General features: G+C 74.6%; 14 protein-coding genes and 1 pseudogene. 9 read left to right on the forward strand and 6 right to left on the reverse strand.

From position 1 onward, the window contains the following. Positions 1-16: 16 nt before the first annotated feature. Positions 17-796, forward strand: a complete 780-nt coding sequence (locus tag GD880_RS05255) for a FadR/GntR family transcriptional regulator (protein ID WP_226909396.1) — start codon at positions 17-19, stop codon at positions 794-796. A 70-nt stretch (positions 797-866) separates the two neighbouring features. Further along, positions 867-1,589 (forward strand): cache domain-containing protein, encoded by a 723-nt coding sequence (locus tag GD880_RS05260; protein ID WP_152230572.1) that lies wholly within the window; start codon positions 867-869, stop codon positions 1,587-1,589. Between the two features lie 167 nt (positions 1,590-1,756). On the opposite strand, the gene GD880_RS05265 is transcribed toward GD880_RS05260, so the two are convergent. From GD880_RS05265 to GD880_RS05275, 4 genes and pseudogenes are all read right to left on the reverse strand, one after another. Continuing rightward, complete coding sequence (locus GD880_RS05265) at positions 1,757-2,380, reverse strand: DUF2231 domain-containing protein (RefSeq protein WP_193314368.1); 624 nt, start codon at positions 2,378-2,380, stop codon at positions 1,757-1,759. Positions 2,381-2,483: 103 nt separating this feature from the next. After that, positions 2,484-3,254, reverse strand: coding sequence for an HAD-IIA family hydrolase (locus GD880_RS21240; protein WP_452176733.1), 771 nt, complete (start codon positions 3,252-3,254; stop codon positions 2,484-2,486). 57 nt (positions 3,255-3,311) lie between these two features. Beyond that, a pseudogene (locus GD880_RS21245) lies at positions 3,312-3,767 on the reverse strand (UPF0158 family protein); the annotation flags it as partial. Between the two features lie 9 nt (positions 3,768-3,776). Further along, positions 3,777-5,762, reverse strand: coding sequence for a thioredoxin domain-containing protein (locus tag GD880_RS05275; protein ID WP_152230573.1), 1,986 nt, complete (start codon positions 5,760-5,762; stop codon positions 3,777-3,779). A gap of 256 nt (positions 5,763-6,018) precedes the next feature. Here GD880_RS05275 and GD880_RS20255 point away from each other — a divergent pair, with 256 nt between their 5' ends. After that, the gene (locus GD880_RS20255; RefSeq protein WP_193314369.1) at positions 6,019-6,240 is read left to right on the forward strand and encodes a helix-turn-helix domain-containing protein; all 222 of its coding nucleotides are present in this window, start codon (positions 6,019-6,021) and stop codon (positions 6,238-6,240) included. Between the two features lie 95 nt (positions 6,241-6,335). Here the strand turns inward: GD880_RS20255 and GD880_RS05285 are convergent, their stop codons facing one another. Then, on the reverse strand, positions 6,336-7,823 hold the full coding sequence (locus tag GD880_RS05285; protein ID WP_152230574.1) for an FAD-dependent oxidoreductase: 1,488 nt from the start codon (positions 7,821-7,823) through the stop codon (positions 6,336-6,338). A gap of 290 nt (positions 7,824-8,113) precedes the next feature. Here GD880_RS05285 and GD880_RS05290 point away from each other — a divergent pair, with 290 nt between their 5' ends. The 6 genes from GD880_RS05290 to GD880_RS05315 all read left to right on the forward strand — a co-directional run bounded on the left by GD880_RS05290 (position 8,114) and on the right by GD880_RS05315 (position 13,405). Further along, positions 8,114-9,478, forward strand: a complete 1,365-nt coding sequence (locus GD880_RS05290; protein ID WP_152230663.1) for an ABC transporter substrate-binding protein — start codon at positions 8,114-8,116, stop codon at positions 9,476-9,478. Positions 9,479-9,486: 8 nt separating this feature from the next. Then, on the forward strand, positions 9,487-10,440 hold the full coding sequence (locus GD880_RS05295) for a carbohydrate ABC transporter permease (protein ID WP_152230664.1): 954 nt from the start codon (positions 9,487-9,489) through the stop codon (positions 10,438-10,440). A 194-nt stretch (positions 10,441-10,634) separates the two neighbouring features. Then, positions 10,635-11,459: an ABC transporter permease subunit gene (locus GD880_RS05300; protein ID WP_152230575.1), complete on the forward strand. Its 825-nt coding sequence runs from the start codon at positions 10,635-10,637 to the stop codon at positions 11,457-11,459. 146 nt (positions 11,460-11,605) lie between these two features. Then, positions 11,606-11,839: a hypothetical protein gene (locus GD880_RS05305; protein ID WP_152230576.1), complete on the forward strand. Its 234-nt coding sequence runs from the start codon at positions 11,606-11,608 to the stop codon at positions 11,837-11,839. Between the two features lie 94 nt (positions 11,840-11,933). Further along, entirely contained in the window at positions 11,934-12,122 is a 189-nt protein-coding gene (locus GD880_RS05310; RefSeq protein WP_152230577.1) for a hypothetical protein, read from the forward strand. A gap of 62 nt (positions 12,123-12,184) precedes the next feature. Continuing rightward, a complete protein-coding gene (locus tag GD880_RS05315; protein WP_152230578.1) occupies positions 12,185-13,405 on the forward strand; it encodes an aminotransferase class I/II-fold pyridoxal phosphate-dependent enzyme in 1,221 nt (406 codons plus the stop codon). A gap of 88 nt (positions 13,406-13,493) precedes the next feature. On the opposite strand, the gene GD880_RS05320 is transcribed toward GD880_RS05315, so the two are convergent. Next, on the reverse strand, positions 13,494-14,489 hold the full coding sequence (locus tag GD880_RS05320) for an ABC transporter ATP-binding protein (protein ID WP_152230579.1): 996 nt from the start codon (positions 14,487-14,489) through the stop codon (positions 13,494-13,496). Between the last annotated feature and the right edge of the window lie 20 nt (positions 14,490-14,509).

Consider the following 14,509-nt stretch of genomic DNA (forward strand, 5'->3'; position numbering starts at 1 on the left):
GAGGGAAGGGGGCCTGGTGCGCCAGGACGACCCGGTTCGGGCCGAGGGCGTTCGCGGGCCCGCGCGGGGCCGGCCCTCCCGGGTCCACAACGCCGTCTTCCTGCCGCTCGGCGACGAGGGGCGCGCGGAGCTGGTCGAGCGGCGGATCGCCGACGCCATCACCGGAGGGGTGCTCGCCGCCGGTGAGCGCCTGCCGTCGGAGGCGGAGATGGCCCGCTCGATGCGCGTGGCCCTCATGACGGTGCGCGAGGCGCTCGTGGCCCTGCGCCGGCGCGGCCTGGTCGTCACCCGCCGGGGACGCAACGGCGGCAGCTTCGTCACCGCCCGTGCCGACCGGACGGAGCTGGCAACCCGCCGGCTCGGCGACATGACGCGCACGGCGCTGCGTGACCTCGCCGCCCACTACCTGGCGATCGGCGAGGCCTGCCTGCGCCTGGCTGCCGCCCGCGCGCACCCGAGCGAGGTAGACCTCCTGGTGGAACGGCTGGAGCACCTCGACCTCGTGGGCTGGAGCCGGACGCTCGACGAGCTGCGCGTCGAGGTGGCGGCGCTGAGCCAGTCGGCACGACTGACCCGCGAGTACATGACGCTCCAGGCCGAGATCTCCCCCCTGCTCGCCCTGGCCGACGACGTCGAGGAGTTTCGTGCCGGGCAGGCCGCGGCGCTCGAGCGGGTGCTGGCCGCCGTCCGTGCCGGCGACGCGCAGGCCGCAGTGTCGGCCTTCGACGCCGACGTGCAGCACAAGGTGGACTGGTTGGTGCGCCGGCACCGCGTCCTGCAGCAGGAGGGAGCGTAGGAGCACGTCATGCCGTACATTGCGCGGGCATAGCTTTCCGCTGGGGCGACGTCGCGCAGAGGAGAATCCCATGGCACTCACCGCCCCCGTGGGAGGGGCCCGGCACGCCGACGCGCCCCGTGCCGTCGGCCTGGTCACCTCCTTCTTCGCCGCCGCGCTGGAGGCCGTCGAGTCCTGGCGTCACGAGCTCGCCGCGGACCTTGCTGCGGCGGGCGGTGCCGGTCGACTCACCGTCGCGCAGACGGACGGGCTGGTCGAGCCCTACGCGCGCACCTGCTTCTCGGTGCCTGGGCTCCCCGTGTACGGCGCGGGGTTCGTGGCGGCACGAGGCCTCCTCCTCGACGCCAACAGCCACCTCGCCTGGTGGCAGGGCCCGCAGCAGTCCCAGCTCACCCTGGCCGCCCAGGCGATCGACAAGGAGCACATCGACTACAGCGGCCTCGAGTGGTACCGGGTGCCGATGAGCACCGGCGCCGCCCACATCGCCGGTCCCTACGTCGACTACCTGTGCAGCGACGAGTACACCGTCACCGCGGCGGTGCCCGTGCACCTCGACGGCGAGTTCGCCGGCGTCGCCGGCCTCGACCTCCTCGTCGACGGCATCGAGCGGGAGCTCGTCCCGCTGCTCGAGGACGAGGAGGGCGACTTCACGATCGTCAACGGGCTCGACAGGGTGGTGCTGTCGACCGATCCCAGCCGGGCTACGGGAGACTCCCTGCGTAGCGACCCGACGCTCCTCACGCTGCGCCGGTTCCCCTGCCCCGACCTCTCCCTGGCCGTCCTCGCCGACTGACCGTGGCAGGGGCCAGGCCCCGACTGGCGCCAGAGCGCTCCCGGTCGAACGCCGCGTGAGAGACCCGCTCGGCCTCGTTCACGACCTCGGGGGCCAGCGACGCGAGCGCGGTGATCCCGCCGACGAGCGGCCCGCAGACCGGGCCGCGGCCCACGACCCGCAGCTCCTCAGCTGACACCGATCTCGATCCCTGAGTCGGTCTCGGTGCCGGGCGTCGACGCGGTCACCGGGGCCTCGCCGGCACCGGCGGCCGCCGGGTCGAAGGTGCCCACCTTGCGGGCCAGGGTGAGGTGCCCGCCGAGGTAGCCGCCCCAGACCGACACCAGCCCGCCCGCCAGGCTGAGCGCGACGCCCTGGTCGTGGCGGCCGGCCCGTCGCGCCACCCAGGAGGCGGCGAAGCACGTCAGCGCCACCGAGTTGGCGGTCGCATGGGTGACGCCGACCCGCTGGCTGCGGGTGTCCGTCACGGCCCACTCGGCCAGCCCGGTGATGGCCGTCGGAACCGCCGTGAGGACGCCGAGGCCGAGCAGCCGCGACGCCGCGGGCCGGGCGGAGGGGCCGCCGGTCAGGTCGAGCGCCATGGAGCTCATCCACATCCCGAGCGGCAGGTCGGTGAGCAGCGGGTGCAGGGCGTGGCCGAGCCACCGGCCGTGGAGGAGGTCCCGGACCGAGGGGTTCGAGACCAGGCCGCCGGCGAGCGGCTGGAGGGCGCGGACCGCACCGTCGAGCTTGCGGTTCTCCTCGATGCCCCGGGTGACGCCGGCGAGCGGCGTCGTGCGATCGGTGCTCATGTCACCTCCCAGTGCCGTGACCCAGCCAGGATGCGAGCCGCCCGCGCGGCCCGCATCCGGAGTGCCGTGCCGCCGGTCGGCGGTCCGCGCCGTCCGCGGCCGGTCAGCGCCGCCGCTCGAGCCACGCCGGCAGGTCGGCGACGCTGTCGAGGACGGCGTCCGGCTCGCCGTCGGCGTTCTCGAGCGTCTCGGGCAGGAACTTGCCCGTCCGCACGAGCACCCCGGCCAGCCCCGCCCGCTGCGCCGCGAGGACGTCCGCGTCGACGTCGTCGCCCACCATGACGGCCTCCGCCGGCTCGATCCCGAGGCGGGCCAGCGCGGCGGTGAAGAGCCCGGCCGCGGGCTTGCCGACGACCTCCGCCGTCGTGCCCGACGCCGCCTCGAGGGCGGCGACGAACGCCCCGGCGTCGAGCGCGAGCCCGGCGTCGGTGCGCCAGAACATCGACCGGTGCATCGCCACCAGGCGGGCCCCGCGCAGCAGGTGGCCGAACGCCCGGTTGAGCGCGGGGTAGCCGAGCTCGGGGCCGGCGCCGCCGACGAGGACGACGTCGACCTGCTCCGCGTCCGGGCCGACCAGCATCACCCCGGTCAGGTCCGCCGTGACGTCCCCGCTGCTCAGCAGCAGGCACCGGGCGCCGGGGTGGTGCTCGGCGAGATAGGCCGCCGTGGCGACGGGGGCGGTGACGATCTCCTCGTCCGCGACGTCGAAGCCGGCCGCGCGCAGCGCCTCGCCCACCGCGGCGCGGGTGCGCGACGTCGTGCTGGTGACCAGGGCGAGCGGCACGCCGGAGGCGCGCAGCGCGGCGAAGGCCTCCACGGCGCCGGGCAGCGCCGTCCACGAGACGGTGAGGACGCCGTCGACGTCGAGCAGCACCGCCCGGAGCGGCGGCTGGGCGGAGCGCCGCAGGGCCTCGATCGCCGCGTCGACCTCCTCCTCGGCGACCAGGCCCGCGAACGCGAGCCACTCGAGCGCGAGCTGCTCCATCCGGCGGTCCCGGAAGGCGAACCACGGCTCCTTGAGGTCGGGGTAGTCGTACATCCGGTCCCGGAACCGGCCGAACGCCCCGCGGCCCCGGATCGCCTGGCCGAGCTTCTCGCGCGCCTCGCGCGAGCTCACGGACGCGACGAAGTCCTCCATGATCTCGTAGGACTCGTGCGTGTCGATGGGCTCGACGGGCACCAGGCCGCGCTCGTCGAAGTCCTCCGCGCTGTCGTCGACCGAGCAGAACTCGATCGCGCCGGTGCGCGGGTCGATCCAGAACGAGGACTCGTCGTCGCGGTGGTCGCGGGCGGCGACGAGCTCGCCGAGGTCGATGTGGGGGAGCGTCAGCACGTCGATGTCCCTTCCTTGCCGTCGGGCACCAGGATGCACCGTGCCGCGGTGCATGGCGGCGCCTCAGGACGAGCGAACCGCGACGAGGGCCGCCTCCAGCGCCGCGGTGGTCGTCACCGGCCGGTCGCAGACGAACCCGCGGCACACGTACGCCGCGGCGCGCCCGTCGACCAGCGGGCGGTCCGCCAGCAGCGGGACGCCGGGCGTGTCCGGCGCCCCGGCGACGACCACCATGCCGGGGGAGGTGCCGGCCCGCGCCACCGCGGTCAGCTTTCGGGCGTCGTCCCCGCCGACGACGGCGACCTGCAGCGGGCCGGCGAGCGCCGCCTCCGCCACCGCGAGGGTCCAGCCCGCGAAGCGCGGCTCCTGCCGGGCCAGCGTGCCGGCGGCGGCCAGCGCGCCCTCGGCCGCCTCGCGGTGGCGCGGCGAGCCGGTCAGCGCGGCGTGGCCGACCAGCGCCCCCGCGAGCGCGGAGGTGCCGGCCGGCTCTGCGTTGTCCGCCAGGTTCTTCGGCCGGGCCACGAGCCGCTCGGCGTCGTCGGCGACGTCGAAGAACCCGCCCGCCGGGTCGGCGAAGCGCGTCAGCGCCGTCTCGAGGATCGCCCCGGCCGCCTCCAGCCAGCGCGGCTCGCCGGTGGCCTGGTGCAGGGCCAGGAGCCCCTCGGCCAGGTCGCCGTGGTCGTCCGCGACGCCGGCCGCGTGACCCACGACGCCGCCCCGGGAGGCGCGCCGCAGCCGGCCGTCGACCAGGTGGGTGGCCAGCACGACGTCGGCGCACCGGCGCGCCGCGGCGAGGTAGCGCGGCTCGGCCAGCAGCGTGCCGGCCTCGGCGAGGGCGGCGATCGCCAGCCCGTTCCACGAGGTGACGACCTTGTCGTCACGGGCGGGCTGGGCCCGGCCGGCGCGGGCGGCGAGCAGCCGGCCCCGCGCGTCGGCCCACCAGGCGCCGTCGTCGGGGTCCTCGGGCAGCCGGAGGGTGGAGGTGCCGCGCTCGAAGGAGCCGTGGTCGCTCACGGCGAGGAGGCGGGCGGCCCGGATGCCGTCCTCCCGGCCGAGCGCGTCGACGAGCTGGGCGGTGGTCCACACGTACGTCAGGCCCTCGTGGCCGCCGGCGTCGGCGTCGAGGGAGGAGGCGAGACCACCCTCGGGCGTGGTCAGGTCGCGAAGCAGGAAATCCGCCGTCTCGCGCGCGACCCGCGCCGCCAGCGCGCTGCCCGTGGCGCGCCACAGGTGCACGTACACGCGCAGCAGCTGGGCGTTGTCGTAGAGCATCTTCTCGAAGTGCGGCACCACCCAGCCGGCGTCCACGGAGTAGCGGGCGAAGCCGCCGGCGAGCTGGTCGTAGATCCCGCCGCGCGCCATCGCCTCGCCGGTCCGGGCGACCATCGCCAGGGACGCCGCAGCGCCGGTGCGGGCGTGGTGGCGCAGGAGGAACTCGAGAACCATCGACGGCGGGAACTTCGGCGCCCCGCCGAACCCGCCGTGCCGGGCGTCGAACCCGGCCCCGAGCCGGGCCGCGGCGGCGTCCAGGGCGGCGGCGTCGAGCGCGGCCGGGCTGCCCGCGTCGAGGCCGGCGTCGAGGAACGCCGCGATGCGCCCGCCCGAGGCCAGCACCTCGTGGCGGCGGCGGGTCCACGCCTCGGTGACGCCGGCGAGCAGCTGGAGGAACTGGGCGCGGGGGAAGTAGGTGCCGCAGTAGAACGGCTCGCCGTCGGGGGTGAGGAAGCAGGTCATGGGCCAGCCGCCCTGGCCGGTCAGGGCGGTGGTGGCCTGCATGTACACCGCGTCGACGTCCGGGCGCTCCTCCCGGTCGACCTTGACGGCGACAAAGTCGCGGTTGACCGCCGCCGCCACCGCCTCGTCCTCGAAGGACTCGTGGGCCATGACGTGGCACCAGTGGCAGGCGGCGTAGCCGACCGAGAGCAGGATCGGCACGCCGCGCTCGCGGGCCTCGGCGAAGGCCGCCTCGCCCCACTCCTGCCAGTGCACGGGGTTGTCCTTGTGCTGCAGCAGGTACGGGCTGGTCGCGGCGGCGAGACGATTGGGCACGCGGGTCCTCTCGGTTCCTGTCGGAGCCGACCTTGACCACGCGGCTCCGGTGGCTCATGGTCCAGTGTGCCCGCGACCCGCCGGCGCTGCCCGCCCCGGCGCATGCTGCTCCCCCTGCGCTGGGATGGGCGGCCCGGCGAGAGCACCGGGGGGCCGGGCCTCCGACGTCCGGGCCAGCATGGCGAGGTCCGCGCCGACCGGCGCGAACGTCGCGCCGGCATCGAGGTAGACCCGCGAGACCACCGGATCGAACGCGTTGACCGTCGACCCCGTCGGCGAGCTCTCCCAGGCGCCCGGCCTGCGCCAGCCCAGCACCAGCGCCGTCATCCGGGGCCGGCGCCGCTGGGTCGCCCGGGTCAAGGGCCCGGACGACCGGCGCGTCACCCGGATCGTGCCCACACCGGAGGGAGTGGCCGAGCAGCGCGCGATCGCGGACGCGTGGGGGAGTCTGCTTGTGCGGGCGCTCGCCGAGCTCTAGCTCCCGCTCCGGGCCGGGCTCGGCCCCGAGCAGTCGCGACGTAGCGAGCGCCGCGCCTGGGCGTCTGCCCGGGGCTCCCGGCACCGACGGTGCCGTCACCGCTCCGCGGGCGCCCCCAGGGCGCACGTGGCCGGGCCCTCGAGCACGGTGCCGTCGGCGGCGAAGCGCGAGCCGTGCAGCGGGCAGTCCCAGGACATCTCGGCGTCGTTCCAGCTCACGACGCCGCCCAGGTGGGTGCAGGTGGCCGAGACCCGCCGGACGACGCCGTCGACGGTGCTCACCGCGACCAGCCGCCGCCCGCGCAGCTCGACCCTGCCCTGGCCCTCGGGCGGCACCACGGCGGTGCTGCGCACCCGGGGGCTGGCGTGGTCGGCGACGAGGCGGACCGCGAGCCCGGCGTTGAGCCGCACCGCGCGGTCCAGCCCGGTCACCGCGTTCGGCCGCCACGTGCGCACCGCCCGGGCCCAGGGCATGTGCCCCTCGAGGACGGCGCTCGAGAGCGCCAGCGCGGCGGCGACCCCCATGGCCAGCCCCCACTTGTCGAACCCGGTCGCCACGAACAACCGGTCCGAGCCGGGCATCAGCGGGCCGACCGACGGCAGCTCGTCGGTGCCCCGGTAGTCCTGCGCCGACCACCGGTGCGTGACCGTGGCGCCGGGGAAGTGCGTGGTCGCCCACCGGGTCAGCTCGGCCACGTGCTCCCGGGCGGAGACGGCCCGGCCGCCGGGGTGGCTGCCGCCGGCGACGACGAGCCGCTCGCCGCCGGTGACCTGGGCGGTGCGCAGGGAGTGCGACGGCGCGTCGGCGGCGATGGCCATGACCTGGGGGAGCGGGCCGGGCACCGCCAGCGCCAGGGCGTGGGTGCGCGACGGCGCGAGCCGGGCGAAGAACCCGCCGCGGTCGAGCACGGGGGTGCCGGTGGCCAGCACCACGCGGTCGGCGCGGACCTCGCCGTCGGCCAGGCGCAGGCGGGCCGGCCGGTCGCCGCGCACGCCCAGCACCCGGGAGTGCTCGAAGATCTCCCCGCCGTGGCGCTCGAGGTCGCGGGCGAGGGCCACGAGGAGGTCCCCGGCGTTGAGCTGTGCCTGGTTCGCCAGGCGCACCGCGCCGCGCGTGGGGAACGGCAGGCCGGGGTCCTCCACCCACTCGACGGGCAACCCCGCCTCGCGGGCGGCGTCCTGCACGGCCCCGACGACGTCGCGGCCCTCCTCGGTCTGGGCGAAGGTGAGGTCCGGGCGGCGCTGGACGGGCACGTCGTGCTCGGCGCAGTAGCGCAGCAGCCACTGCTGGCCCTCGGTGTTGGCCTCGACATAGGCCCCGAGCGTGCGCCGGGAGTGCCGGCGCGCGATCCGGGCGAGCTTGGTGCCCTGGAGCACGGTGATCTTGCCGGTGGTGTTGCCTGTGGTCACCGCGCCGAGGGTGCGCGCCTCGAGGACGGCGACCGAGCACCCGGCCCGGGCGAGCAGCAGCGCGGTGGTCAGCCCGGTGAGCCCGCCGCCGACGACCACCACCCCGAACCCGCGCCCGCCGGGCACCCGCGGGAAGGTGGGAAGGTCGGGCCGGTCCAGCCACAGCGAGGTCATCGTGCGCTCCGTTCCGCCGTCGGTCGCGGGCCCGCGACCCACCGTAGGGCCGGCGCCGAGGGGCCGCATCCGAGTCGGACCGGCGAACGTGGGGCCCGTCACGGCTGACGATGATCGCGCCAGGAGCGGCGCGATAGCACGCCAAATACGGTGCGTCTTCCGGTCGCGGGAAGACAGGAAGCCGTTTACGGTCAAAAAAATCCGCAGCGAAGCGGTCTGGAATTGGCGCCGGTGGGCGCGCGTGACGGGGGGGGGTTGCAGTGGTGAGGCGTGCGGTGCGCGTGTCGGCGATGGCGGCGGTGACGGGACTGGTGCTCGCGGCCTGCGCCCAGGGCACCGGAGGTGGCGGCGGTGACGCGGCGGAGGACGAGACGACCTACGACTCGGCGGCGACGCTCAGCGGCAGCCTCGACGTCATGGGGTTCGGCACCGACGACGAGGTGGCCACCGCCCGCGTCCAGCACGCCGAGGAGGCCCTCGGCGACGTCGAGGTCTCCCTCACCCAGGGCGACCTCGACATCCAGCAGTTCCTCTCCGCCGTCGCCGCCGGCGACCCGCCCGAGCTCATCTACGCCACCCGGGACCAGATCGGCACCTTCGCCTCCCGCGGGGCCATCATCCCGCTGACCCGCTGCGTCGACGGCGAGGGCATCCGCACCGAGGACTTCCGCGACTTCGCCCTCGACCAGGTCACCTTCGACGGCGAGGTCTACGGCATCCCGGAGTTCAGCACCATCGCGGTGACCATGGCCAACGCCGACCTGCTCGCCGCCGCCGGCCTGAGCGTCGCGGACGTCGACGGCTCGAGCTGGGAGGCCGTCTCCGCCGCGAACCGGGCCATGCACCAGGCCGACGGCGGCTCGCCGTCCGTCATCGGCTACGACTCGAAGATGCCCGAGTTCTTCCCGCTGTGGGCCCACGCGAACGGCGCGGACCTGCTCTCGGCGGACGGGCGCACGGCCCAGCTCGACGACCCCAAGGTGGTCGAGGCGCTCGAGTGGGCGGTGAGCGTCTACGACGACCAGGGCGGCTTCGCGGGTGTGAAGGCGCTCAAGGACTCCGCCGACTTCTTCGGCTCCGGCAACCAGTTCGCCGCCGGCACCCTCGGCGCCATGCCGATGGAGCAGTGGTACATCAACGTCCTCAACGACGTCTCCCCGGACGCCCCGATGGCCTTCGACACCCTCAAGGACCGGCAGGGCCAGCCGTTCGCCTTCGCGGGCGGGTCCGCCTGGGCCATCCCCGCGGGCACCGACAACCCCGCCGCGGCCTGCCGGTGGGCCCGGGCGATGACCGAGGTCGACGCCTGGACGGCGGCCGCCGAGGCGCGCAAGTCCGTCCGCGACGCCGAGGGCAAGCCGTTCACCGGCCTGCTGACCGGCAACGAAGCCGCCGACGAGGCCGTGCGCGAGCTCGTCCAGCCCAGCGGCAACGAGAGCTGGGACAGCGCCGTGGCGGCGATGTACGAGGCGAACGAGAACGCCGTCTCCCTCCCCGCCAACCCCGCCGACGCGGAGTTCAAGACCGCCTGGGAGGACGCCGTCAACCGGGTCCTCAACGGAAGGGCCGAGCCGCAGGCCTCCCTCGAGCAGGCGCAGGAGGAGGCGCAGGCTGCCCTCGACAAGGCCTGGGCGGACTGGGACCAGAAGGACTAGCGGTGGCCATCGCGACCGTCGCCCGCACCCGCCGCCGGAACCCACTCGCCCGGCGGGAGCGGCCCCCGCGCACGGCGAGCCAGCGGCGGGACACCCGGGCGGCGTTGGTGTTCATCAGCCCGTGGATCGTGGGCTTCCTGGTCTTCACCGCCTGGCCGCTGCTCTACAGCGCCTACCTGTCCTTCACCGACTACGACGTCATCAACGACCCGAGCTTCGTCGGGTGGGAGAACTACCGGCAGCTGTTCGAGGACCCGAAGATCGCCCGGTCCCTGGGCAACACGCTGTTCTACACGATGGTGCAGGTGCCCCTGTACGTCCTGGTCTCGCTGGGGGTGGCGGTGCTGCTCAACCAGGCGGGGCGGGCGGCGGGGTTCTTCCGCACCGCCTTCTATCTGCCCAACATGACCCCGCCGGTGGCCGTCGGCGTGATGCTCCTGCTGGTGTTCAACGGCCAGAACGGGCTCATCAACGAGGCGCTGGGGTGGTTCGGGATCACCGGGCCGAACTGGACCACGGACGGGGCGTGGGTCAAGCCCTCGATCATCCTCATGAGCCTGTGGTCCGTGGGCGGCTCGGTGATCATCCTGCTCGCCGCACTGCGTGACGTGCCCCCGGACCTCTACGACGCCGCGCGGGTGGACGGGGCGGGCCGCTGGCACCGCTTCCGGCACATCACCGTGCCGATGATCTCCGGCGCCCTGTTCTTCGTCACCATCGTCAACACCATCGCCGCGTTCCAGACCTTCACCGAGACCTACACGGCGTTCTGGGGAGCGGGGTACAAGAACGAGGCGGCCCTGTTCTACGTCATCTACCTGTTCCAGCAGGCCTTCGAGTTCCTCAACATGGGCTACGCCTCGGCCATGGCCTGGGTGCTGTTCGTCATCGTCCTCGCCATCACGCTCGTCCAGCTGAAGGTCTCCAAACGGTTCGTGTACCTGGAGGGGGAGCAACGGTGAGCGCGACCTCCACCCGCCAGGCCGCCGAGACGGCGCCGCCGGGGACCGCTCAGACCTCGACCCCGACGCCGGCCACGGCGGCGGCGGAGACCTCAACCCCGACGACCGCACTCACCCCGCTAGTGAGCGGCACCGGCCATCCCGGCCCGCCGGCCCGGCCTGCCGGCCGGGCAGAGGCACGACCACGGCGCCGGGTGACGGTGAGCCGCGTCGTCGTCCTCGCGGCGCTGGTCGCCCTCACGGTCGTGTTCATCTACCCGTTCGTGTGGCTGGTGAGCGCGTCCTTCAAGCCCCAGGGCGAGGTCTTCGACAACAGGCTGATCCCCGAGACGTTCACCGTCGAGAACTACCTCAGCGTCTGGCACGAGGCGCCGATGCTGCTGTGGCTGGGCAACACCGTGCTCGTCACCGTGCTCGCGGCGGTGACGGTGACCTTCTCCAGCGCGCTGGTGGCGTGGGGGTTCGCCTACTTCCGGTTCCCCGGCCGCGGAATGCTGTTCGGGGTCGTGCTGGCCACGATGATGCTGCCCGGCGCCGTGACGATGGTGCCGACCTTCCTCATCTGGAACACCCTCGGCCAGGTCGACACGCTGACCCCGTTGTGGGCGGGCAACATGTTCGGCAGCGCGTTCTACATCTTCCTGCTACGCCAGTTCTTCCTCAGTCTGCCCCGGGACGTGTTCGAGGCGGCCAAGCTCGACGGCGCCGGCAACTGGACCATGTTCCGGCGCATCGCGCTGCCTCTGACCCGGCCGGCGCTCATCGTCACGCTGATCTTCGAGTTCCAGGCGGCGTGGACGGATCTCATGCGCCCGCTCATCTACCTGCGCGACTCGGAGAAGTTCACCATCCCGCGCGGGCTCAAGGCCGTGCTCGACCAGTTCGGCTTCGGCGGGAACTGGCACTGGGAGATCGTCGTGACGGCCTCGGTCATCACCACGGTGCCGATGATCATCCTGTTCTTCCTTGGCCAGCGGCACTTCACCGAGGGCATCGCGACCACGGGCGTCAAGGGCTGACGCGCCACCGCCCCGCGCGGTCGGGCCGCCACCAAGATGCGCCGCCGCCCGCGCTGCACGACCCTGTTGGGCACCCGCGACCGGGCGGGCGGGACCGGACGCCGACGTCCGGTCGGCGCCCGGTCCTGGAGCCCGAGGAGGCCGGCATGGCGCGATGCGAGACCTGCGGCAACGACTACGACAAGCTCATCACCGTGACCCGGGGCGACCGCACCGGTTACTTCGACAGCTTCGAGTGCGCCGCCCAGGCGATGGCGCCGATGTGCGCCTGGTGCCGGGTGCGGATCCTCGGGCACGGTGTGGAGGCCGAGGGCGACATCTACTGCTGCGCGAACTGCGCCCGGCGCAGCGGTGAGCGGGGGATCACCGACCGCGCCTGATCCCCTTCGCGGCCGTGCACCCCCGCTTCCCGCCGCCTACCGTGGACGGGGGCTGGGCCGCGTGCCCGCCGATCGCCGTCGACGAGGGGGAGTCGTGACCGCCGACAGCAAGCCGTTCGCCGTCGTCACCGGTGCCCCCCGAGGCATCGGGTTCGAGCGCGCCCGCCAGACCGGGCCGGGTTCGGGTGGCTCCGGCGAGGCGGCCCGGTCCGGGGGCGCCGGCGGGGCGGGCCCGTCCGGGGGCGCCGGCGGGGCGGGCCAGGGCGGGGCGCACCAGGGGTGACCGGTGCGTCCGCCGCTCGGTCGGCCCGGGCCCCGGCACGTCGCGGCGTCGAGAATCTCCCCATGGCACACGGGCACTGGAGGGACGTGGCTCACGCGGTGGGCCTGCTGGCCGCCGACGGCGCCGTCTCCTCGACGATCTTCGCGGAGATGTCGGCGCTGGCCAGCCGCACCGGGGCGATCAACCTTGGGCAGGGCTTCCCCGACGTCGACGGACCGGCCCATCTCAAGGACGCGGCGGTGGCCGCGATCGAGGCCGGGCACAACCAGTACCCGCCGGGGCCAGGCATCCCGGCGCTGCTCGATGCGGTCGCCGCGCACCAGCGGCGTCACTACGGCCTCGAGGCGGATCCCCGGACCGAGGTGCTGGTGACGGCCGGGGCCACCGAGGCGATCACCGCGACGGTCCTGGCGCTCGCCGGCCCGGGCGACGAGGTCGTCACCCTCGAGCCCTACTACGACTCCTACACCGCGGCCATCGCGCTGAGCGGCGCCACCCACCGGACGATCGCGTTGCGCCCGACGTCGGAGGGGTTCCGGCTCGACCCCGCCGACCTCGACGGCGCGGTGACCCCTCGCACCCGTCTCGTCCTCGTCAACTCGCCGCACAACCCCACCGGCACGGTGCTCACCCGGGACGAGCTCGGGGCCATCGCGCGCGCCGCGGTGCGCCACGACGCCCTGGTCGTCACCGACGAGGTCTACGAGCACCTCACCTACGAGGGCGTCGAGCACGTCCCGATGGCGACCCTGCCCGGCATGGCGGAGCGCACCATCACGATCTCGTCGGCCGGGAAGAGCCTCTCCTTCACCGGGTGGAAGGTGGGTTGGCTCCACGCCCGCGCCGACCTGGTCGCCGCCGTGCGCACGGTCAAGCAGTTCCTCACCTACGTGGCCTCCGGACCGTTCCAGCACGCCGTGGCCGTCGGGCTGGCCGACGAGGACGGGCGCACCGGCGAGTACGTCGCCGGCCTCGCGCGCTCGCTCCAGCGCCGCCGGGACGTGCTGTGCGAGGCCCTGGTCGCCGCCGGGTTCGCGCCGGTCGTGCCGCGCGGGACGTACTTCGTCGTGGCCGACGGCGCCGGGCTGGGGTACGCGGACGCCGTCGACCTGTGCCGCGACCTGCCCGACCGGGCCGGGGTGGTGGGCATCCCGGTGAGCGCGTTCTGCGCGCCGGGAGGCGCCGTCGCCGAGAAGCTGCGCTCCTGGGTGCGGTTCACCTACGTCAAGCAGGAGGCCACCCTCGCCGAGGCGGCGCGGGGCCTCGCCCGGCTGCGCCGCTGACACCCCGGCGCCAGGTCGTCGGGATGGTCGCCGTCGTCGGGATGGTCGTCGGGGGGAACCTGCGCCGGGCGGCAGGGCGGGGCGAAGCCTAGGCGGGCGCCGCCGCCTCCTCCCGGACCGAGCGACGCAGGGCCGCGTGCAGACCGGCGAGGGTCAGGGTGCCCGCGGGTGCGCCGTCGTCGCCGTCGACCGCGACGACGCCGTCCGGGCTGGTGGCCAGCGCCGCGAACGCCTCCTCCAGGCTGTCGCCCACCCGCAAGGCGCGGGCCGGGGCGGGTGCGCTGCCCGGGGTGAGGTCCGCGGGGGAGAGAGTCGTCAGCGAGAGGAGGCGAACGGCGCTCGAGGCACCGATGAACTTCTCGACGAAGGGGGACGCCGGGCGGGTGAGCACCCGGATCGGGCTGTCCACCTGCTCGAGGCGGCCGCCCTGGCTGAAGACCGCCACGCGATCGCCCAGGAGAACCGCCTCGTCGATGTCGTGCGTGACGAACAGGACGGTGGTGCCCAGCTCGTCGTGGATGCGGCTGAACTCCTCCTGCAGCGCCCGCCGTCCCTCGGGGTCGACGGCGCCGAACGGCTCGTCCATGAGCATGACCCGCGGGTTGGCGGCCAGCGCCCGGGCCACCCCGACCCGCTGGCGCTGCCCGCCGGAGAGCTCGTGCGGGTAGCGCGGCCCGTGGACCGTGGGGTCGAGGCCGACCAGGCGGAGCAGCTCGGCCACCCGGTCCTGGGTGCGGCGGCGGTCCCAGCCCAGCAGCCCGGGGACGGTGGCGACGTTCTGGGCGACGGTACGGTGCGGGAAGAGGCCGATGTCCTGGATGACGTAGCCGATGCCGCGGCGCAGCAGCACCGGGTCCTGGGTGGCGACGTCGCGGCCGTCGACGAGCACCCGGCCGGCGGTGGGCTCCACGAGCCGGTTGACCATGCGCAGGAGGGTGGACTTGCCCGAGCCCGACGGGCCCACGAGCGTGAGAAGCTCGTGCTCGCGGACGTCGAGATCGAGATCGCCGACCGCGACCGTCCCGTCGGGATAGGTCTTGGCGGTGCCCTCGAAGCGGATGAGGGGCTCGGCGCTGGACGGCATCCTCTGACGCTACCGGGACG

The sequence above is a fragment of the Georgenia ruanii genome (genome assembly GCF_009193175.1).
GTDB lineage: Bacteria > Actinomycetota > Actinomycetes > Actinomycetales > Actinomycetaceae > Georgenia > Georgenia ruanii.

What these genes read in the sequence shown, in the direction of transcription:
- GD880_RS05285 (WP_152230574.1), bottom strand. Translation starts at nt 7,823, where the DNA reads ATGACCTCGCTGTGGCTGGACCGGCCCGACCTTCCCACCTTCCCGCGG.
- GD880_RS05315 (WP_152230578.1), top strand. Translation starts at nt 12,185, where the DNA reads ATGGCACACGGGCACTGGAGGGACGTGGCTCACGCGGTGGGCCTGCTG.
- GD880_RS05265 (WP_193314368.1), bottom strand. Translation starts at nt 2,380, where the DNA reads ATGAGCACCGATCGCACGACGCCGCTCGCCGGCGTCACCCGGGGCATC.
- GD880_RS05305 (WP_152230576.1), top strand. Translation starts at nt 11,606, where the DNA reads ATGGCGCGATGCGAGACCTGCGGCAACGACTACGACAAGCTCATCACC.
- GD880_RS05320 (WP_152230579.1), bottom strand. Translation starts at nt 14,489, where the DNA reads ATGCCGTCCAGCGCCGAGCCCCTCATCCGCTTCGAGGGCACCGCCAAG.
- GD880_RS05260 (WP_152230572.1), top strand. Translation starts at nt 867, where the DNA reads ATGGCACTCACCGCCCCCGTGGGAGGGGCCCGGCACGCCGACGCGCCC.
- GD880_RS05290 (WP_152230663.1), top strand. Translation starts at nt 8,114, where the DNA reads ATGGCGGCGGTGACGGGACTGGTGCTCGCGGCCTGCGCCCAGGGCACC.